Origin of the sequence: Streptomyces sp. NPDC048185 (assembly GCF_043202495.1) — a bacterium.
Taxonomy (GTDB): Bacteria; Actinomycetota; Actinomycetes; order Streptomycetales; family Streptomycetaceae; genus Streptomyces.
This window is the reverse complement of the sequence record NZ_JBIDAN010000001.1, coordinates 1,305,963-1,326,954: the sequence shown is the minus strand read 5'-3', so window position 1 is coordinate 1,326,954 and position 20,992 is coordinate 1,305,963. Positions and strand designations below refer to the sequence as shown.

The following is a 20,992-nucleotide window of genomic DNA, read 5'->3' as shown; positions in this document are numbered from 1 at the left end:
GTGAGCGGGGTCCGGACGGTGCTGGAGCGGGGCAGACAGTGAGGGCTCGGTACGACTATCGTCACAGGCCAGTGACCTCGCTCACCAGCACCTCTGTCGTCGTTACGAGAATGGGATGATGTCGTTTATGAAGGGACGAGTCCTTGTCGTCGACGACGACACCGCACTGGCCGAGATGCTCGGCATTGTGCTGCGTGGTGAGGGTTTTGAGCCGTCTTTCGTGGCCGACGGCGACAAGGCGCTGGCCGCCTTCCGTGAGACCAAGCCCGACCTGGTGCTGCTCGACCTGATGCTGCCCGGCCGGGACGGTATCGAGGTCTGCCGCCTGATCAGGGCGGAGTCCGGCGTGCCGATCGTGATGCTGACGGCGAAGAGCGACACCGTCGACGTGGTGGTGGGGCTCGAGTCGGGCGCCGACGACTACATCGTGAAGCCGTTCAAGCCGAAGGAGCTGGTGGCCCGGATCCGGGCGCGGCTGCGGAGGTCGGAGGAGCCGGCCCCGGAGCAGCTCGCCATAGGCGACCTGGTGATCGACGTGGCGGGGCACTCCGTGAAGCGGGACGGGCAGTCGATCGCGCTGACGCCGCTGGAGTTCGACCTGCTGGTCGCGCTGGCCCGCAAGCCGTGGCAGGTGTTCACGCGCGAGGTGCTCCTCGAGCAGGTCTGGGGCTACCGGCACGCGGCCGACACCCGGCTGGTCAACGTGCATGTGCAGCGGCTGCGCTCCAAGGTCGAGAAGGACCCGGAGAAGCCGGAGATCGTGGTGACCGTCCGTGGCGTCGGTTACAAGGCCGGACCGAGCTGACATGAGCAGGGACAGTGCCGCTTCGGCGCCCGGCCGGTCCGGGGACCGCGCCGGGCGGCCTGTCGGCCACGGGCCCGGGCGTTCCCGCTGGGCGCGTCTGTTCGAGGGCGGGCTGCTGCAGGGCGGGGTCCAGGGCAGCCCGGTGCTCCGCCTGTTCATGCGCTGGGTACGCCGTCCGCTGCTGCCCGTGATGCGGCTGTGGCGGCGCAACATCCAGCTCAAGGTCGTCGCCACCACGCTGCTGATGTCGCTGGGCGTGGTGCTGCTGCTCGGCTTCGTCGTGATCGGTCAGGTCCGCAACGGCCTGCTGGACGCCAAGGTGAAGGCGTCGCAGAGTCAGGCCACCGGCGGTTTCGCGGTGGCCAAGCAGAGGGCCGAGGAGACGGAGAGCACGGCCGGCGACGAAGCCGCCCCGGTGGACGGCCGTCCGCCGCAGAACGTCATCCAGTGGATGAGCGAGCTGGTGAAGTCGCTCTCCAGCGGCGGCCAGGGCGCGTTCGACGTGGTCACGCTGCCCATGGGCGGGGACAGCGGCAGCGGCCGCGGCCCACGCGCGTCGGGCCTGGTCAACTGGTCGGCCAGTGTGCCCGAGGAGCTGCGGGAGCGGATCGACGGCGATCCGGCGGCGGCCCAGAGCTACACCCGGATCGTCTACGACTCGGACGAGCCCTCCCAGCCGGGCCTGGTCATCGGCAAGCAGGTCAACGACCCGAACGGCGAGCCGTACCAGCTGTACTACCTCTTCCCGCTGACGCAGGAGGAGAAGTCGCTCAGTCTCGTCAAGGGCACGCTGGCGACGGCCGGGCTGTTCGTCGTCGTCCTCCTCGGGGCCATCGCCTGGCTGGTGGTGCGCCAGGTCGTCACGCCCGTGCGGATGGCGGCGAGCATCGCCGAGCGGCTGTCCGCGGGGCGGCTGCAGGAACGGATGAAGGTCACCGGCGAGGACGACATCGCGCGGCTCGGCGAGGCCTTCAACAAGATGGCGCAGAACCTGCAGCTGAAGATCAGCCAGCTCGAGGACCTGTCGCGGATGCAGCGGCGGTTCGTCTCCGACGTGTCGCACGAGCTGCGGACGCCGCTCACGACCGTACGGATGGCGGCCGACGTCATCCATGACGCGCGCGTGGACTTCGATCCGGTGACCGCGCGGTCGGCCGAACTGCTGGCGGACCAGCTGGACCGGTTCGAGACGCTGCTCGCGGACCTGCTGGAGATCAGCCGCTTCGACGCGGGTGCGGCGGCGCTGGAGGCGGAGCCGATCGATCTGCGGGAGGTCGTGCGGCGGGTGGTCAGCGGGGCCGAGCCGCTCGCCGAGCGCAAGGGCACGCGGATACGCGTCGTGGGGGACCAGCAGCCCGTCGTCGCCGAGGCGGACGCCCGGCGCGTGGAGCGGGTGCTGCGCAATCTCGTGGTCAACGCCGTCGAGCACGGCGAGGGTGAGGACGTCGTCGTCCGGCTCGCCGCGGCCGGCGGCGCGGTCGCCGTCGCCGTGCGCGACTACGGCGTCGGACTCAAGCCCGGCGAGGCCACCCGGGTCTTCAGCCGCTTCTGGCGGGCCGACCCGGCACGCGCGCGTACCACCGGCGGTACCGGGCTCGGCCTGTCCATCGCCCTGGAGGACGCCCGGCTGCACGGCGGCTGGCTGCAGGCCTGGGGCGAGCCGGGCGGTGGTTCGCAGTTCCGGCTGACGCTGCCCAGGACGGCGGACGAGCCGCTGCGTGGCTCGCCGATACCGCTGGAGCCGGCGGACTCGCGGCGCAACCGCGGGCTGAACGACGCCGGTATCGGCGACGGCGGCCAGGCGCACGGCGCGGACAAGGCGGTCACCGTCCCGGCGCAGGCGACGCTGGGCCAGGCGTCGGGGTCCGGCCGGGGCCCGATACCGCCGCGGCCGTCCGCCACCGCCACCGCCGATCCGACGGCGCTGCCGGGCAACGGGGCGCGTGTGGTGCCGCGGCCCGTCTCGGGCGCCCGTGGACAGGACGGCACGCCCGGGCCGGAGGCGGCGAGCCGCCCGGACGGCGAGCCGGAGGAGCCGAGCAGGCAAGGGGAGGCATTTCGTGGGCGCTGACCGCGAGGGGAGCGGTCGGCGGACGCCGACGCGCGCGGTGACGTATGCGGTCTGCGGCGTCGTACTGCTGGCCGGGTGTGCGTCCATGCCCGACAGCGGGGATCTGCGGGGCGTGGAGTCCACGCCCCGGCAGGACCCGCAGGTGCGGGTGTTCGCGATGCCGCCGGCGGAGGACGCCTCGCCGGCGGTGATCGTGCAGGGCTTCCTGGAGGCGCTGACCAGCAACGACCCGCACTACGAGACGGCCCGCAAGTATCTGACGGCCGACGCGGCGAAGACCTGGGAGCCGGAGCGGTCCACGACGGTGCTGGCGGGCGGGGCCGGGACCGAGGCCGACCACCTGGCGAGCCGTGAGGACACCGACGACTACTCGTACTCGGTCACGCTGACGGGCACCAGGGTCGCCACGGTGGACGGGCAGCAGTCGTACGCGCCGGCCTCGGGACAGTACCGCGAACCGGTGCACCTCACCCGCGACCCGAAGAGCAGGCAGTGGCGCATCGACGTCCTGCCGCAGGGCGTGGTCATGGGCAAGTCCGACTTCCAGCGCACCTACATGTCCGTCAACAAGTACTACTTCGCCTCGAACACCGTTCCGAAGGCCCAGGCCGGTACGAGTGCGCAGCCGGTGGCCGTCGCCGATCCGGTCTACGTGCGCCGGCTCGTGGACCCGCTGACCCAGGCCGTGCGGTCGCTGATCAGCGGCCCGACGCGCCTGCTGGGGCCCGTGGTCAGGTCGAGCTTCCCGACGGGTACGGCGCTGGCGGACAACGTCGACTCGCTGACGCCCGACGACCGCAACAAGCTGGAGGTGCCCCTGAACGCCAAGGCCGCAGGGGTCGGTGCGGACAAGTGCGACGAGATGGCGACGCAGCTGCTGTTCACCCTCCGCAACCTCAGCCCGGCCGTCGACGAGGTGGAGCTGACCTCGGGCGACAAGCGGCTGTGCTCGCTGGGCGAGGAGCGGGCGGAGGCGGTCGCGACGCGCGGTTCGGCCCAGCGGCCGGACTACCTGTACTTCGTGGACGCCAAGCACCGCCTGGTGCGGATCGCCGCGGGCAGCACCGCCACGCATCCCGAGACGGTGCCCGGGGCGCTGGGCGAGGGCACGACGGCTCTGCGGTCGGTGGCGGTGGCGCGGGACGAGCACAGCGCGGCGGGCATCGGCTTCGACTCCAAGTCGCTGTACGTCGCCTCGCTGGTGCCGGGCAGCTCGCTCGGGGACCCCCTGCTGGTCAGTGCGGGCAAGACGGAGGAGGACCGGCTGACTCCGCCCAGCTGGGACGCGCAGGGCGACCTGTGGATCGCCGACCGGGACCCGAAGAACCCCCGGCTGCTGGTGCTGAAGGAGGGCGCGGGCGAGCCGGTGCCGGTGCGGATCCCCGGGCTGGACGGGCGGGTGCAGGCCGTGCGGGTGGCGGCCGACGGGGTGCGGATCGCGCTCGTCGTGGAGAAGGACGGCGAACGGTCGCTGCTCATCGGGCGGATCGAACGCGACGGGCGGGCCGGCGAGCAGCCCACGGTCACCGTCGTCGAACTGCGCTCCGCCACGCCCGAGCTGGAGGAGGTCACGGCGATGTCCTGGGCGGGCGACAGCCGGCTCGTCGTGGTCGGGCGCGAGCGCGGGGGCGTCCAGCAGATCGGGTACGTCCAGGTCGACGGTTCCACGCCGGAGGCATCGGTGCCGGCGGCACTGACCGGGGTGAAGGAGATCGCCGCGACCGAGGACGAACGGCTGCCGCTGGTGGCGTACTCCGAGGACCTGATCGTCCGGCTGCCGTCCGGCATGCAGTGGCAGAAGGTGACGGAAGGGACGGCGCCGGTCTATCCGGGGTGAGGCCGGTGCCGACGCGCGTTCACCCGGCCGGGTGATGCCGGTCGGCGCCTGCGCGGACTTGTCCCCAGGCGGCTCGCGGAGGTTCTCCACAGGCCTGGCCGAGTGGTGCGGGCGTGGGCACAGTGGTGGCCATGCGCGGATGGTGGCGGGAGCTCGGCGACCTGGTGCTGCCGGCCGAGTGCGGAGGCTGCGGCAGGCCCCGCACGGTGCTGTGCCCGCGGTGCCGTGCGGCGCTGAGCGGGGGCGCGCCGTGCCGGGTCCGTCCGGAGCCGGAGCCGCCCGGGCTGCCGGTGGTGCACGCCGCCGCGCGGTACGCGGACGAGGCGCGGGCCACGCTGCTGGCCCACAAGGAACGCGGTGTGCTGGCCCTCGCCGGGCCACTGGGCGCGGCGCTGGCGGGGGCCGTGCGTGCCGGGCTCCGGGAGGCCGCCGCGGGCGGCGGTGAGGCGCGGTCCTGGGGCGCCGGGGAGCCGGTGCTGCTCGTGCCCGTGCCGTCAGCGCGCCGGGCGGTGCGGGCGCGGGGGCACGATCCGGCGCGGCGGATCGCCCTCGCGGCAGCGGGTGAGCTGCGGCGGACCGGGACGCCCGCCCGGGTCCTCGCGGTGCTGCGGCAGCGGCACGCGGTGGCGGACCAGTCGGGGCTGGGCGCCCGGCAACGACGGGACAACCTGGCCGGTGCGCTGGCGGTGGTCCCCGGCGGGGCCCGGCTGCTGCGCGGCCGTGAACCGGTCGTCCTCGTCGACGACCTGATGACCACCGGGGCGTCCCTCGCGGAGGCGGCGCGTGCCGTGCGGGAGGCGGGTGCGGTCCCGCTTGAGCGGGAGACGGGGGCGGAGACGTACAGGACGGCGAAATCGGCTGTGTATTCGTCGGCGGCATGGGAAGGCAGAGAGGAACGGAAGAGAAGGCCCCGAATGGCGGGTCCGGCAGGAGGCGGTGACGTGGGCCGTGAGGTGATCCGCGCTGCTGTGGTCGCGGCTTCACCAGATGCTTTCGAAATAAACCGGAACTGATCGAATACACGCTTCATTGCAGGTAATGAGAGAGTCAATTCACCGGAACGGAGGTAGGTCGCGGTAGAGGGTGACGACATCCGTCCGGGCGAGATATGTTCGGTTGTGAGGCAAAGCCGCAGGCCACACCTCTCACATCCGATTGCCGTGTTGCGGGTCCAGCCGTCATCACCCGCGCCGGTGGAGTGGATACCTCGCCCACGGGGGAGGAGGTGGAAGTCACCGAGTCCGAGGTTCCGGGAGAACGGAACCTGGTGCAAAAGGGAGATGCTCCGCCGTCGAAGCGGAGCGATCCGGGAACGGAGTTCTGCGTGGACATCGTCGTCAAGGGCCGCAAGACCGAGGTGCCCGAGCGGTTCCGGAAGCACGTGGCCGAGAAGCTGAAGCTGGAGAAGATCCAGAAGCTCGACGGCAAGGTGATCAGCCTCGACGTCGAGGTGTCCAAGGAGCCCAACCCCCGACAGGCCGACCGCTGCGACCGAGTGGAGATCACGCTCCGCTCCCGCGGTCCGGTGATCCGGGCGGAGGCAGCGGCGAGCGATCCGTACGCGGCGCTCGACCTGGCGGCGGAGAAGCTCGGTGCCCGGCTGCGCAAGCAGCACGACAAGCGTTTCTCGCGGCGCGGAGCGCGCCGGATCTCGGCGGCCGAGGTCGCCGACCACGTCCCCGGCGCAGCGACACTCAACGGGAACGGGGAGATCGTCCCGGAGGAGAAGCAGGACGGCGTACCCACCAAGAAGATCGGCTCGCTCGAGGTGCAGGGCGACGGACCCCTCGTCGTCCGCGAGAAGACCCACGTGGCCGCGCCGATGACCCTCGACCAGGCCCTCTACGAGATGGAACTGGTCGGGCACGACTTCTATCTGTTCGTCGACTCCGAGACCAAGGAGCCCAGCGTCGTCTACCGGCGGCACGCCTACGACTACGGCGTGATCCACCTCACGACGGACACGATGGTCACGCAGGCGCACGCTCCCGAGGCGGGCGATGCGCTCGGCGGCTGACCACCCCGCTGGGTGACGGTCGGAACGGTGCCCCTGGAGCGCGTGTGCGCCCCCAGGGGCACCGGCGTGCGACGGTGCGCGAGGTGTGCGACCCCTGCGTGTCCCGCTCTGTCGCCCCCCTGTCGGCGCGGCATGGAATCATGGCGGCAACCACCCAACCGGTGGGTCGTTGCCTTGGGTTGGCGATGGCTCAGGACCACAGGCCAGGGCCTTCAGGGGGAGGAACGATGGCGGACAGTTTCGGACCGATGCGGGACGAGGGCGCCGGCGACGGCGTCGTCGGCATGGGCCCGGACACGGGCTCGTCACGCCAGGAGCCGATCAGGGTCCTGGTCGTGGACGACCACGCCCTGTTCCGCCGCGGCCTGGAGATCGTGCTCGCGGCCGAGGAGGACATCCAGGTCGTCGGGGAGGCCGGTGACGGCGCAGAGGCCGTGGAGAAGGCCGCCGACCTGCTGCCGGACATCATCCTGATGGACGTGCGGATGCCCAAGCGCGGTGGGATCGAGGCGTGCACCTCCATCAAGGAGGTGGCCCCCAGCGCAAAGATCATCATGCTGACGATCAGCGATGAGGAAGCCGACCTCTACGACGCGATCAAGGCGGGTGCCACCGGTTATCTCCTCAAGGAGATCTCGACGGACGAGGTGGCGACCGCCATCCGCGCGGTGGCCGACGGCCAGTCGCAGATCAGTCCGTCCATGGCGTCGAAACTCCTCACCGAGTTCAAGTCGATGATCCAGCGCACCGACGAGCGCCGGCTCGTGCCCGCACCGCGCCTCACGGACCGCGAGCTGGAGGTCCTCAAGCTCGTCGCCACCGGAATGAACAACCGGGACATCGCCAAGGAGTTGTTCATTTCCGAGAACACCGTGAAGAACCACGTGCGCAACATCCTGGAGAAACTGCAGCTGCATTCCCGGATGGAGGCCGTGGTGTACGCGATGCGGGAGAAGATCCTCGAAATCCGCTGACGGGCCGGCGCCGTCGGCGGATCAGGCGAGCAGGAGGGACAGTTCCCTCGTGAGCGGCTCGCGCAGCTCCGGCGCGTCCATCCGCTCGACCCGTACGTCGGTGCAGTCCACCCAGCTCGCCGCCTCGACCAGGGCCTGGGCCACCGCCGGGGCCGCCTTGCGGCCGTCCAGCGTGACCTGCCTGGCGACCAGGGTGCGGCCCTCGCGGGCCGGGTCCACACGGCCGACGAGCCGGCCGCCGGCCAGGACCGGCATCGCGAAGTAGCCGTGCACCCGCTTCTGCTTGGGCACGTACGCCTCCAGGCGGTGGGTGAAGCCGAACATCCGCTCGGTGCGCGCGCGTTCCCAGATCAGGGAGTCGAAGGGCGACAGCAGCGTGGTGCGGTGGCGGCCGCGCGGGGGTGTCTCCAGGGCCGCCGGGTCCGCCCAGGCAGGCCTGCCCCAGCCTTCCACCGTCACCGGTACGAGGCCCGAGTCGGCGATCACGGCGTCGACCTGCTCGGCCTTGAGGCGGTGGTAGTCCGCGATGTCCGCGCGGGTGCCGACGCCCAGGGACCGGCCGGCCAGGCGGACCAGCCGGCGCAGGCACTCGGTGTCGTCCAGGTCGTCGTGCAGCAACGTCTCGGGGACCGCGCGCTCGGCCAGGTCGTACACGCGCTTCCAGCCGCGGCGCTCGACGCACACCACCTCGCCGTACATGAGGGCGCGCTCGACGGCGACCTTCGTGCCCGACCAGTCCCACCACTCGCTGGTCCTCTTCGCCCCGCCGAGGTCCGTCGCGGTGAGCGGGCCCTCGGTGCGGAGCTGCTTGACGACCTGGTCGTAGGCGCCGTCGGGGAGGTGGTGGTTCCAGTGCGGGCGGCTGCGGTAGGCGCGGCGGCGGAAGGCGAAGTGGGGCCACTCCTCGATGGGCAGGATGCACGCGGCGTGGGACCAGTACTCGAAGGCGTGGGTGTCCGTCCAGTAGGCGTTCTCGACGGTTCTGCGGCCGACGGCGCCCAGGCGGGCGTACGGGATGAGCTCGTGGGAGCGGGCGAGGACGGAGATCGTGTCGAGCTGCACCGCGCCCAGGTGACGGAGTATGCCGCGGACGCCGGCGCGGCGGTCGGGGGCGCCGAGGAAGCCCTGTGCGCGGAGGGCGATGCGGCGGGCATCGTCTGCGGACAGTTCCGTGGCGGGGGGCGGGAGGGTCGTCATGCGTCCGCACGATAGGGGGTGCGTCTGACAGTGCCGTGCTGCGCGGCGGGCGGGCGGGCAGGGGCGGTGCGGTGCGCGGCGTTGCGGAGGCGTGGTGCGGTGCTGTGGGCGGGTGGGGTCTGTCGCCCGGCGTTGCGGGGTGCCTCCCCCACTCTCGGCTTCGCTCGGGCGGGGGGACCCCCACCGCCCACCCGTGCCGCCCCAGCGGCACGACTGCCCGCAGCTACGAGCCGGCTGGGGGGCGGGGTGCGTGGCGAGCAGTTCCGGCACGACTGCCCGCAGCCAGGAGTCGGCCGTGGTCAGAAGCGGGATGGCAGGTAGGGGGTCGTGGTGGGGAGGGAGAGGTCTGAGGGGAGGAGGGAGGCTATCCAGCAGTCGCGGCGGGTGCCGTTGTTGTTGATGGCGGAGCGCAGCGTGCCCTCCATGGTGAAGCCGACGCGCTGGGCCACGGCGCGGGAGGCCGTGTTGCCGACCTCGGCGCGCCACTCCAGGCGGTCGATCGCCCGCCGGGTGAAGGCCCAGCGGGCGACGGCGGAGGCGGCCTCGGTGACGTGGCCGCGGCCGCGGTGTTCCTTGACTCCCCAGAAACCGATCTCGCCGACGCCCGGGGAGACCATGGTGACGCCGAGCATGCCCACCAGCTCCCCGGAGGGCAGGAAGAGGCCGAAGGTGAACATCGAGTCGTTCCCCCAGCCCTCCGGGGCCAGCCGCTCCGTGAAGCCCCGCGCGTGTTCCGGGAGGTAGGGCGAGGGGATCGTCGTCCAGCGCTGGATGTCGGCATCCTGGCAGGCGGCGTACACGGCGTCGGTGTCCTGGGGGCCCACCGTGCGCAGGACGAGGCGGTCGGTGGTGAGCGTCTGGGGTTCCATCGGCTGATTCTGTGCGGCGACTCGCGGCGCGCGCCATCCTTTTGCCGCGCGTGAACGAGCGGTCACTTTTCGTGCATTTGGTCGGCGGGTGCGGCACCATCCGCAGCCCTCGCACGTTGAACCTTGTGACGGCGACCGGAAGCAGGACGCAGGACCGCGCGGTCCCCGCTGTGGCAGCCCTCCCGGGGCGGCGGGGTCCTCGCATACGATGGCCGTTGCTCAGTCAGTCAAAGGAAACCGACCGTCCCAGGCCCGACCGGCAAGGAGACCAACCCCCGTGTCCGTCCTCTCGAAGATCATGCGTGCAGGCGAAGGCAAGATCCTGCGCAAGCTGCACCGCATCGCGGACCAGGTCAACTCCATCGAAGAGGACTTCGTCGACCTCTCCGACGCCGAGCTGCGGGCCCTCACCGATGAGTACAAGCAGCGCTACGCCGACGGTGAGAGCCTGGACGACCTGCTGCCGGAAGCCTTCGCCACCGTCCGCGAGGCCGCGAAGCGCGTCCTCGGCCAGCGCCACTACGACGTGCAGATCATGGGCGGCGCCGCCCTGCACCTGGGGTACGTGGCGGAGATGAAGACCGGTGAGGGCAAGACCCTGGTCGGCACGCTGCCCGCCTATCTGAACGCCCTGTCCGGCGAGGGCGTCCACATCGTCACGGTCAACGACTACCTGGCCGAGCGCGACTCCGAGATGATGGGCCGCGTCCACAAGTTCCTCGGGCTCGAGGTCGGCTGCATCCTCGCCAACCAGACGCCGGCCCAGCGCCGCGAGATGTACGGCTGCGACATCACCTACGGCACGAACAACGAGTTCGGCTTCGACTACCTGCGCGACAACATGGCGTGGTCCAAGGACGAACTCGTCCAGCGCGGCCACAACTTCGCCATCGTCGACGAGGTCGACTCCATCCTCGTCGACGAGGCCCGTACGCCGCTGATCATCTCCGGCCCGGCCGACCAGGCCACCAAGTGGTACGGCGACTTCGCCAAGCTGGTCACGCGCCTGAAGAAGGGCGAGGCGGGCAACCCGCTCAAGGGCATCGAGGAGACCGGCGACTACGAGGTCGACGAGAAGAAGCGCACGGTCGCCATCCACGAGTCCGGCGTCAGCAAGGTCGAGGACTGGCTGGGCATCGACAACCTGTACGAGTCGGTCAACACGCCGCTCGTGGGTTACCTGAACAACGCCATCAAGGCCAAGGAACTCTTCAAGAAGGACAAGGACTACGTCGTCCTCGACGGCGAGGTCATGATCGTCGACGAGCACACCGGACGTATCCTCGCCGGCCGCCGCTACAACGAGGGCATGCACCAGGCGATCGAGGCGAAGGAAGGGGTGGACATCAAGGACGAGAACCAGACGCTCGCCACGATCACCCTCCAGAACTTCTTCCGCCTCTACAAGCGCCACGACCACGAGGGCAAGGAACTCCCGGGCCTGTCCGGCATGACCGGTACGGCGATGACGGAGGCCGCCGAGTTCCACCAGATCTACAAGCTCGGCGTGGTGCCCATCCCGACCAACCGGCCGATGGTCCGCAAGGACCAGTCCGACCTGATCTACCGCACCGAGGTCGCCAAGTTCGAGGCCGTCGTCGACGACATCGCCGAGAAGCACGAAAAGGGCCAGCCGATCCTCGTCGGCACCACCTCGGTCGAGAAGTCCGAGTACCTCTCGCAGCAGCTCAGCAAGCGCGGCATCCAGCACGAGGTGCTCAACGCCAAGCAGCACGAGCGCGAGGCGTCGATCGTCGCCCAGGCGGGCCGCAAGGGCTCCGTGACGGTGGCCACCAACATGGCCGGCCGCGGTACGGACATCAAGCTCGGCGGCAACCCCGAGGACCTCGCCGAGGCGGAGCTGCGCCAGCGGGGCCTCGACCCCGAGGAGCACATCGAGGAGTGGGCCGCGGCCCTGCCCGCCGCCCTGGAGCGTGCCGAGCAGGCCGTCAAGGCCGAGAAGGAAGAGGTCGAGAAGCTCGGCGGCCTCTACGTCCTCGGCACCGAGCGGCACGAGTCGCGGCGCATCGACAACCAGCTGCGCGGTCGTAGCGGCCGTCAGGGCGACCCGGGCGAGTCGCGGTTCTACCTCTCCCTGGGCGACGACCTGATGCGCCTGTTCAAGGCGCAGATGGTCGAGCGCGTCATGTCGATGGCGAACGTCCCGGACGACGTGCCGATCGAGAACAAGATGGTCACCCGCGCGATCGCCTCCGCACAGTCGCAGGTCGAGACCCAGAACTTCGAGACCCGCAAGAACGTCCTCAAGTACGACGAGGTGCTCAACCGGCAGCGCGAGGTCATCTACGGCGAGCGGCGCCGCGTCCTGGAGGGCGAGGACCTGCAGGAGCAGATCCAGCACTTCATGAACGACACGATCGACGCCTACGTGCAGGCCGAGACCGCCGAGGGCTTCCCCGAGGACTGGGACCTCGACCGCCTGTGGGGCGCCTTCAAGCAGCTCTACCCGGTGAAGGTCACCGTCGAGGAGCTGGAGGAGGCGGCCGGCGACCGCGCCGGACTGACCGCCGAGTACATCGCGGAGTCCATCAAGGACGACATCCAGGAGCAGTACGAGGCGCGGGAGACGCAGCTCGGCTCCGAGATCATGCGTGAGCTGGAGCGCCGGGTCGTGCTCTCGGTCCTGGACCGCAAGTGGCGCGAGCACCTCTACGAGATGGACTACCTCCAGGAGGGCATCGGCCTGCGCGCGATGGCGCAGAAGGACCCGCTGGTCGAGTACCAGCGCGAGGGCTTCGACATGTTCCAGGCCATGATGGAGGGCATCAAGGAGGAGTCCGTCGGCTACCTGTTCAACCTGGAGGTCCAGGTCGAGCAGCAGGTCGAGGAGGTCCCCGTCGAGGACGCCGCTCCCTCGCTGGAGAAGGCCCCGCAGGACGCCGTCCCGGCCCAGGCCGGTGCGCGCCCGGAGATCCGTGCCAAGGGCCTCGACGCGCCGCAGCGCCGGGACCTCCACTTCTCCGCCCCGACCGTGGACGGCGAGGGCGGTGTCGTCGAGGGCGACTTCGCCACCGACGAGGAGCCCGAGCCCGCGCGGTCCTCGGCCGACGGTCTCACGCGAGCGGAGCGCCGCAAGCAGGCCAAGGGCGGGCGGCGCCGCAAGAAGTGACGCGGCGGCGCCTCGGGGCGCCGTAGCGGCGGGAAGGGCCGGGCTCCCCTGGGGCGCCCGGCCCTTCGGCCTGTCCGGTGCCGGTGCCCGCGGTCAGTCGTCGTCCGTCCGCGGCCGGCGGGGGCCGCCCAGTTCCACCGCGGTGCAGCGCCAGCGCAGGTCCCGGCCCTGCTCCAGGCGGAAGGCCATGGCGCGCAGCTGGTCGCCGGCGCCGATACGGGCGAAGACCTCCAGCGCGCCCGGGCCGGCCTCGTAGTAGCCGATGTCGCGGACGACGGGGAGGGTGCCGCGGGTGCGCAGCGGGCCGCGTTCGGCGAGCCGGGCCAGGTCGTCGTAGGCGCGGCCGACGGTGTGCCGGAGCATCGCGTGCACGGGTCGTCGGCCGCTGAGCACGTCGAGGAGGAGCTCCGCGAAGTGGTCCGTGGGCCGCAGCTGCTGGACCGGCGGGCGAGGCGTCCGGGCGGGCACGACGGGGGCGGCGGGGGCGGCCGCCCCCGTGGGGCCGGGGGGAGCGGCGGGGGCCGTCCGGGTCATCGTGGGCGGCGTCCCGGCGGTGGTGGCGACGCGGCCGGCGGCGGCCGAGACACGGTCCGGGACGGCGGTGGTGGCCGACGCGCGTGCGCTCGCCCTGGCCAGGCCGGCCGGGCCGGTGGTCACCGGGCGGTTGTCGGCCGGCCGCGTACGGGCACGCGCCGAACGGCCGGGAGAGCCCGGGGGCCGTCCGCCCGGCGCAGCGGTCCGGACGCCGCTCCCGCCGGGCCTGCGGGGCGGCACGCCGCCCCGAGCGCTGGGCGCGGCGCCGCGGGGAGCACCGGAGGCCGTGCCGGTGCCCGCGCCGGGTGCGGCGTCCACCGGGGCGGGCGGGGCGCCCTCGGCCGCGGCCGGGACACGGACGGGCCCGCCGTCCGTGGGGTCCGGCGCGGCGGGAGTGCGGGAGGCCGGGCGGGTCCTGGTCATGACCTTGCGCAGGGGCGGCACGGTCGATGCGGCATGCATGGGATTCCCCGTTCGGTGACCCGGCTGATACCGGGCGGTAACTTCATGGTCGGGGATCTTGTACGGGGTGGCGGGGGGCGGCGGCAAGGAAGCGGAGGGCCGGGTCGGGGCCGCCCGGAGGTTCACCTATCCGAGTGGCCGGGGCCCTGGGAACGGCCGGGACGGAGCGGGCGCATCGGGTGAGTCGAGGGGAGGGAAGTGGACGCGTCCGGGGCCCTGGGCGGGCGCCCGAAAGGGGACGCCACACGTATCCTGAAGGCTCTTCGGAGGATCTCCGCCCGGTTCCTGTGCTCCGGACTCCCGACCACGAAAGCGGCCCGTCATGCGCGTCTACGTCCCCCTGACCCTTTCCGGTCTCGCCGAGGCGCACAGGTCGGGGCAACTGGGGGAGGCCGGGCCGCTCGTCGCGTACGCCGTCACGCCCGCCGTCCGCGAGTGGGTCCGCTCGGACGACATCGAGGAGCTGGAGTACGCCGCCCTGAGCCGGGCCGCGCTGGCCTCGCTGCGGCTGCTGGCGGCGGACGCCGGGGCCGTGCGGCGCCGGGTCGTGGTCGCGGCGGACGTACCCGACGGCGCGGTGTCGGCCGGCCCGGACCGGGGATCCGACGCGGCGGCGCTGGGCGAGGTGCGGGTCGACGGGGCCGTACCGCTGCCCAAGGCGGCCGCGGTGCACGTCGACTCCGCCGACGCGGAGACGGACGTGGCCGCCGCGGCCGACGCCCTCGCGGCGGCGGACGGCGGGGACGACGACGCCCAGTTCACCGTGGACGGGGCCGAGGAACACGAGCTGCTCTGGTACGCGACGCAGGAGATCCCGAACCTGGTCGGTGCCGGCGACTGACGGTCGCCTCCGATGGCGGCCTCCGTCCCCCGTCGGGGCGAGGGTCTTGATTGTCGGTGGCGGCGGGTACGTTTTCTGCCATGGGGACGCAGACAGGGGCGCACATCGTCTGGGACTGGAACGGCACGCTGTTCCACGACAACGACGCCATCATCGGGGCGACGAACGCGGCGTTCGCCGAGTTCGGGCTGACGCCGATCACGCTCGAGCAGTACCGGGCGCTGTACTGCGTGCCGGTGCCGAAGTTCTACGAGCGGCTGATGGGACGGCTGCCGACGGACGCGGAGTGGGAGGTCATGGACGCGACCTTCCACCGGTACTACACCGAGCACCGGGTGCGGTGCGGGCTCACCGAGGGCGTGGCGGAGCTGCTCGCCGGGTGGCGGGCGGCGGGGCGCAGCCAGTCGATCCTCAGCATGTACGGGCACGAGGAGCTCGTCCCGCTGGTGAGGGGGCTCGGGATCGAGGCGCACTTCCTGCGGGTCGACGGGCGGACCGGGCCCTCCGGGGGCAGCAAGGCCGAGCACATGGTGCGGCATCTGGCGGCGCTGGGGTCGGTGGTGGAGCCCGCTCGTACGGTGGTCATCGGGGATGCCGCGGACGATGCGGTGGCGGCGCGGCACGTGGGGGCGCGGGCGGTGCTGTACACCGGGGGATCGCACAGTCGGGCCAGTCTGGTGGGGGTGGGGGTGCCGGTCGTGGACACGTTGGGGGAGGCGGTGGCGGAGGCGGAGCGGTTGGCGGCCGCGGCGTAGGTCTTTGGGCGCCGGTGCGTTCGCGGACCGGAGGCGGGTCGTGTGGCCCGGCGCTGCGGGGTGCCGCTGCGCCCACCCGTGCCGCCCTGGGGGCTGTGCAGTGTGTCCAAGTTCTTGGCGTTGTTTTGTACACATGCGGCTCGTGACGAATGCCCTGTCGGGGGCGATAGCCTTGTGGCGTGATCAGCGCGATAGCTCGCGGGGGCACCGGCGCCCCTGCTCTGCGCCCGGCGAACACGGACCACATCCGTGACCGGGCGGCGGTCGCTGGTCTTCGCGGGCGGGACGGGGCATCGAAGGTCCCCGGTTCGGCGCCGCGCACTCCCCGGGCGGTGACCGCGAGAGCGACATCACACCCGGCGGGCGCGTCGACATTGGCTGATATGCCCCCGCTCCTCTCACCTTGCGGCATAGCGTCGGAACAGACCGGACACCCCGCGTCTCGACGCCACGCCGGAGGGCCGGAGACCGTACTTCCTTCTACGTCACGCAATGGCGCGCGACAGGAGCCAGAGGACAATGCAGACCAAGCTGGACGAAGCCAAGGCCGAGCTGCTCGAGAGGGCCGCGCGGGTAGCTGAGAACAGCCCGGTCGGGGGGCACCTACCGACTGGGACGACGGACGAGGGCTCTCCGGACACCCCAGGGACCCCGGGCACCCCGGACCACGCGTCCGTGTTCGCGTTCCTTCGGCGCTACTACCGGCACACCGCCCCGGAGGACCTGGCCGACCGTGACCCGGTCGACGTCTTCGGAGCCGCCGTCTCGCACTACCGGCTGGCCGAGAACCGCCCGCAGGGCACCGCGAACGTGCGGGTCCACACGCCGACGGTGGAGGAGAACGGCTGGACGTGCAGCCACTCCGTCGTGGAAGTGGTCACCGACGACATGCCGTTCCTCGTCGACTCCGTGACCAACGAGCTGACCCGCCAGGGCCGCGGCATCCACGTCGTCGTCCACCCGCAGTTCGTGGTCCGTCGCGACGTCACCGGCAAGCTCGTCGAGGTCCTCGCCGGTCCGCCCACCGAGGGCCTGCCGCACGACGCGCACGTCGAGTCCTGGATCCACGTCGAGATCGACCGGGAGACCGACCGCGGCGACCTGAAGCAGATCACCGCCGACCTGCTGCGCGTCCTCAACGACGTCCGCGAGACCGTCGAGGACTGGGGCAAGATGCGCGACGCGGCCGTCCGCATCGCGGAGGGGCTGCCGGACGAGCCCGCCCCCGGTGACCTGCGCCCGCAGGAGGTGGAGGAGGCCCGCGAGCTGCTGCGCTGGCTGGCGGACGACCACTTCACGTTCCTGGGCTACCGCGAGTACCAGCTGCGCGGTGACGACTCCCTCGGGGCCGTGGCCGGCACCGGCCTCGGCATCCTGCGCTCCGACCCGCACCACGCGACCGACGAGAGCCACCCCGTCAGCCCGTCCTTCGAGCGGCTGCCCGCCGACGCCCGCGCCAAGGCCCGCGAGCACCGGCTGCTCGTGCTGACCAAGGCGAACAGCCGGGCCACCGTGCACCGGCCGTCCTACCTGGACTACATCGGCGTCAAGAAGTTCGACGAGCAGGGCAACGTCGTCGGGGAGCGGCGCTTCCTCGGCCTGTTCTCGTCCGCCGCCTACACCGAGTCCGTCCGCCGCGTCCCGGTCGTCCGGCGCAAGGTGGACGAGGTGCTGGACCGGGCCGGCTTCTCGCCCAACAGCCACGACGGCCGGGACCTGCTCCAGATCCTGGAGACGTACCCGCGCGACGAGATGTTCCAGATGCCCGTCGAGGAGCTGGAGCCGATCGTCACCTCCGTGCTCTACCTCCAGGAGCGCCGCCGGCTGCGGCTCTACCTGCGCCAGGACGAGTACGGCCGCTACTACTCGGCCCTCGTCTACCTCCCCCGCGACCGCTACACCACCGGTGTCCGGCTGCGGATCATCGACATCCTCAAGGAGGAGCTCGGCGGCACCAGCGTCGACTTCACGGCCTGGAACACCGAGTCGATCCTGTCCCGGCTGCACTTCGTGGTCCGCGTGCCGCAGGGCACCGAGCTGCCGGAGCTGTCCGACGCCGACAAGGAGCGCATCGAGGCCCGCCTCGTCGAGGCCGCCCGCTCCTGGTCCGACGGATTCGCCGAGGCGCTGACCGCCGAGTTCGGCGAGGAGCGCTCCGCGGAGCTCATGCGCCGCTACGGGGCGGCCTTCCCCGAGGGCTACAAGGCCGACCACGGCCCGCGCTCCGCGGTCGCCGACCTCGGCCACCTGGAGCGGCTCGACCCGGACCGGACGTTCGCGCTGAGCCTGTACGAGCCGGTGGGCGCCGTGCCCGAGGAACGCCGGTTCAAGATCTTCCAGAAGGGCGGCTCGGTCTCCCTCTCGCAGGTGCTGCCGGTGCTCAGCCGGCTCGGCGTCGAGGTCACCGACGAGCGCCCGTACGAGCTGCGCTGCTCGGACCGCACGACGGCCTGGATCTACGACTTCGGTCTGCGCATGCCGAAGGCCGCCGCCGGCGACTACCTCGGCGACGACGCGCGCGAGCGGTTCCAGGACGCCTTCGCCGCCACCTGGACCGGCCAGGCGGAGAACGACGGCTTCAACGCCCTCGTGCTCAGCGCCGGGCTGACCTGGCGGCAGGCCATGGTGCTGCGCGCGTACGCCAAGTACCTGCGGCAGGCCGGCTCCACCTTCAGCCAGGACTACATGGAGGACACCCTCCGCAACAACGTCCACACCACCCGCCTGCTCGTCTCCCTGTTCGAGGCGCGGATGTCGCCGGAGCGGCAGCGCGCGGGCCGCGAGATCGTGGACGCCCTGCTCGAGGAGCTCGATGCGGCCCTCGACCAGGTGGCCTCGCTCGACGAGGACCGGATCCTGCGTTCCTTCCTCACCGTCATCAAGGCGACGCTGCGGACGAACTTCTTCCAGAGGACGAGCAGCGGCAAGCCGCACGACTACGTCTCCATGAAGTTCGACCCGCAGGCCATCCCGGACCTGCCCGCGCCGCGCCCGGCGTTCGAGATCTGGGTGTACTCGCCGCGCGTCGAGGGCGTGCACCTGCGGTTCGGCAAGGTCGCGCGCGGCGGTCTGCGCTGGTCCGACCGCCGGGAGGACTTCCGCACCGAGATCCTCGGCCTGGTCAAGGCGCAGATGGTGAAGAACACGGTCATCGTGCCGGTCGGCGCCAAGGGCGGCTTCGTCGCCAAGCAGCTGCCCGACCCGAACGCGGACCGCGACGCCTGGCTGGCCGAGGGCATCGCCAGCTACCGGACGTTCATCTCGGCGCTGCTCGACATCACCGACAACATGGTGGCCGGCGAGGTCGTGCACCCGGCGGACGTCGTCCGGCACGACGAGGACGACACCTACCTGGTCGTCGCCGCCGACAAGGGCACCGCGAAGTTCTCGGACATCGCCAACGAGGTCGCCGAGGCCTACAACTTCTGGCTCGGCGACGCCTTCGCCTCCGGCGGCTCGGCCGGCTACGACCACAAGGGCATGGGCATCACCGCCCGCGGCGCCTGGGAGTCCGTCAAGCGGCACTTCCGGGAGCTGGGCGTGGACACCCAGAGCCAGGACTTCACGGTCGTCGGCATCGGCGACATGTCCGGTGACGTGTTCGGCAACGGCATGCTGCTCAGCGAGCACATCCGCCTGGTCGCCGCCTTCGACCACCGGCACATCTTCATCGACCCGACGCCGGACGCGGCCACCTCCTACGCCGAGCGCCGCCGCCTGTTCGACCTGCCGCGCTCCTCGTGGGAGGACTACGACACCGCGCTGCTCTCGGCCGGCGGCGGGATCTTCCCGCGCACGGCCAAGTCGATCCCGGTGAACGCGCACATCCGCGAGGCCCTCGGCATCGAGCCCGGCATCACCAAGATGACCCCGGCCGAGCTGATGAAGGCGATCCTCACGGCCCCGGTGGACCTGCTGTGGAACGGCGGCATCGGTACGTACGTCAAGGCGTCCAGCGAGTCCAACGGCGACGTCGGCGACAAGGCCAACGACCCCATCCGCGTCGACGGCGGCGACCTGCGGGTCCAGGTCGTCGGCGAGGGCGGCAACCTGGGCCTGACCCAGCTGGGCCGGATCGAGTTCGCCCGCAACGGCGGCAAGATCAACACGGACGCCATCGACAACAGCGCGGGCGTGGACACCTCCGACCACGAGGTGAACATCAAGATCCTGCTGAACGGTCTCGTCAAGGACGGCGACATGACCGTCAAGCAGCGCAACAAGCTGCTCGCCGAGATGACCGACGAGGTCGGCGCGCTGGTCCTGCGCAACAACTACGCGCAGAACACGGCGATCGCCAACGCGCTCGCCCAGTCCAACGACATGCTCAACGCCCAGCAGCGCTTCATGCGCCACCTGGTGCGCGAGGGCAGCCTGGACCGGGCCCTGGAGTTCCTGCCCACCGACCGCCAGATCCGCGAGCGCCTGAACGCCGGACAGGGCCTGACCGGCCCGGAGACCGCCGTCCTGCTGGCGTACACGAAGATCACGGTCGCCGAGGAGCTGCTGCACACCTCGCTGCCGGACGACCCGTACCTCAAGAGCCTGCTGCACGCCTACTTCCCGACGGCGCTGCGCGAGCAGTTCCTCGACCAGGTCGACAGCCACCCGCTGCGCCGCGAGATCACGACGACGGTCCTGGTCAACGACACGGTCAACACGGGCGGTACGACGTACCTGCACCGGATGCGCGAGGAGACGGGCGCGTCGCTCGAGGAGATCGTGCGGGCGCAGACCGCGGCCCGGGCGATCTTCCGCTCCGCCCCGGTGTGGGACGCGGTGGAGGCCCTGGACACCAAGGTCGAGGCCGCCGTCCAGACCCGCATCCGGCTGCACTCGCGCCGGCTGGTCGAGCGTGGCACCCGCTGGCTGCTCAACAACCGGCCGCAGCCGCTGCAGCTCGCCGAGACGGTGGAGTTCTTCGCCGAGCGCGTCGAGCAGGTCTGGGCGCAGCTGCCCAAGCTGCTGCGGGGCGCGGACGCGGAGTGGTACCAGCGCATCTACGACGAGCTGACCGCCGCGGGCGTCCCCGACGAGCCGGCCACCCGGGTGGCCGGGTTCTCCTCGGCCTTCCCGACGCTGGACATCGTCTCGGTGGCCGACCGTATGGGCAAGGAGCCGCTGGACGTCGCCGAGGTGTACTACGACGTCGCCGACCGGCTGGGCGTCACCCAGCTGATGGACCGCATCAGCGACCTGCCCCGCGCCGACCGCTGGCAGTCCATGGCCCGCGCGGCGATCCGCGAGGACCTGTACGCGGCGCACGCGGCGCTCACCGCGGACGTGCTGGCGGCGGGCAACGGCACGTCGACGCCCGAGCAGCGCTTCAAGCTCTGGGAGCAGAAGAACGCGGCGATCCTCAGCCGGGCGCGCACCACGCTGGAGGAGATCAAGGGCTCCGACGCCTTCGACCTCTCCAACCTGTCGGTGGCGATGCGGACGATGCGGACGCTGCTGCGTACGCACTCGTGACGGCGTAGCCGCGCGGGAGACCGCGTGC

At 71.6% G+C, this 20,992-nt stretch carries 13 protein-coding genes; 10 read left to right on the top strand and 3 right to left on the bottom strand.

The genetic code is table 11. The annotated features are described in order from the left end of the window. The first annotated feature begins 115 nt into the window (after positions 1-115). The 6 genes from mtrA to ACGF3H_RS05815 all read left to right on the top strand — a co-directional run bounded on the left by mtrA (position 116) and on the right by ACGF3H_RS05815 (position 7,704). Positions 116-805 carry a two-component system response regulator MtrA gene (mtrA, locus tag ACGF3H_RS05840; RefSeq protein WP_003975799.1) on the top strand — a complete coding sequence of 230 codons (690 nt, stop codon included), beginning with the start codon at positions 116-118 and terminating at the stop codon, positions 803-805. A gap of 1 nt (position 806) precedes the next feature. Beyond that, on the top strand, positions 807-2,876 hold the full coding sequence (gene mtrB, locus ACGF3H_RS05835; protein ID WP_362497437.1) for an MtrAB system histidine kinase MtrB: 2,070 nt from the start codon (positions 807-809) through the stop codon (positions 2,874-2,876). Further along, positions 2,866-4,713: an LpqB family beta-propeller domain-containing protein gene (locus tag ACGF3H_RS05830; protein ID WP_362497435.1), complete on the top strand. Its 1,848-nt coding sequence runs from the start codon at positions 2,866-2,868 to the stop codon at positions 4,711-4,713. The genes mtrB and ACGF3H_RS05830 overlap by 11 nt, the downstream gene beginning before the upstream one ends. A 131-nt stretch (positions 4,714-4,844) precedes the next feature. Beyond that, the gene (locus ACGF3H_RS05825; RefSeq protein ID WP_362497455.1) at positions 4,845-5,726 is read left to right on the top strand and encodes a ComF family protein; all 882 of its coding nucleotides are present in this window, start codon (positions 4,845-4,847) and stop codon (positions 5,724-5,726) included. Between the two features lie 311 nt (positions 5,727-6,037). Continuing rightward, entirely contained in the window at positions 6,038-6,730 is a 693-nt protein-coding gene (gene hpf / locus ACGF3H_RS05820; RefSeq protein ID WP_318213091.1) for a ribosome hibernation-promoting factor, HPF/YfiA family, read from the top strand. A 227-nt stretch (positions 6,731-6,957) separates the two neighbouring features. Then, positions 6,958-7,704 carry a response regulator transcription factor gene (locus ACGF3H_RS05815; protein ID WP_362497432.1) on the top strand — a complete coding sequence of 249 codons (747 nt, stop codon included), beginning with the start codon at positions 6,958-6,960 and terminating at the stop codon, positions 7,702-7,704. A gap of 21 nt (positions 7,705-7,725) precedes the next feature. On the opposite strand, the gene ACGF3H_RS05810 is transcribed toward ACGF3H_RS05815, so the two are convergent. Next, entirely contained in the window at positions 7,726-8,901 is a 1,176-nt protein-coding gene (locus tag ACGF3H_RS05810) for a DNA glycosylase AlkZ-like family protein (RefSeq protein WP_362497430.1), read from the bottom strand. A gap of 299 nt (positions 8,902-9,200) precedes the next feature. Then, positions 9,201-9,770: a GNAT family protein gene (locus tag ACGF3H_RS05805; RefSeq protein ID WP_362497427.1), complete on the bottom strand. Its 570-nt coding sequence runs from the start codon at positions 9,768-9,770 to the stop codon at positions 9,201-9,203. Positions 9,771-10,047: 277 nt separating this feature from the next. On the opposite strand from ACGF3H_RS05805, the gene secA reads away from it, so the two are divergent. Further along, positions 10,048-12,900 carry a preprotein translocase subunit SecA gene (gene secA / locus ACGF3H_RS05800; protein ID WP_362497424.1) on the top strand — a complete coding sequence of 951 codons (2,853 nt, stop codon included), beginning with the start codon at positions 10,048-10,050 and terminating at the stop codon, positions 12,898-12,900. 93 nt (positions 12,901-12,993) lie between these two features. On the opposite strand, the gene ACGF3H_RS05795 is transcribed toward secA, so the two are convergent. Further along, positions 12,994-13,896 (bottom strand): Rv3235 family protein, encoded by a 903-nt coding sequence (locus ACGF3H_RS05795; RefSeq protein WP_362497422.1) that lies wholly within the window; start codon positions 13,894-13,896, stop codon positions 12,994-12,996. 322 nt (positions 13,897-14,218) lie between these two features. Here ACGF3H_RS05795 and ACGF3H_RS05790 point away from each other — a divergent pair, with 322 nt between their 5' ends. From ACGF3H_RS05790 to ACGF3H_RS05780, 3 genes are all read left to right on the top strand, one after another. Then, positions 14,219-14,737, top strand: coding sequence for a DUF6912 family protein (locus ACGF3H_RS05790; RefSeq protein WP_362497419.1), 519 nt, complete (start codon positions 14,219-14,221; stop codon positions 14,735-14,737). An 80-nt stretch (positions 14,738-14,817) separates the two neighbouring features. Then, entirely contained in the window at positions 14,818-15,492 is a 675-nt protein-coding gene (locus ACGF3H_RS05785) for an HAD family hydrolase (protein ID WP_362497417.1), read from the top strand. Between the two features lie 519 nt (positions 15,493-16,011). Further along, positions 16,012-20,964: an NAD-glutamate dehydrogenase gene (locus ACGF3H_RS05780; RefSeq protein ID WP_362497414.1), complete on the top strand. Its 4,953-nt coding sequence runs from the start codon at positions 16,012-16,014 to the stop codon at positions 20,962-20,964. Positions 20,965-20,992: the final 28 nt, after the last annotated feature.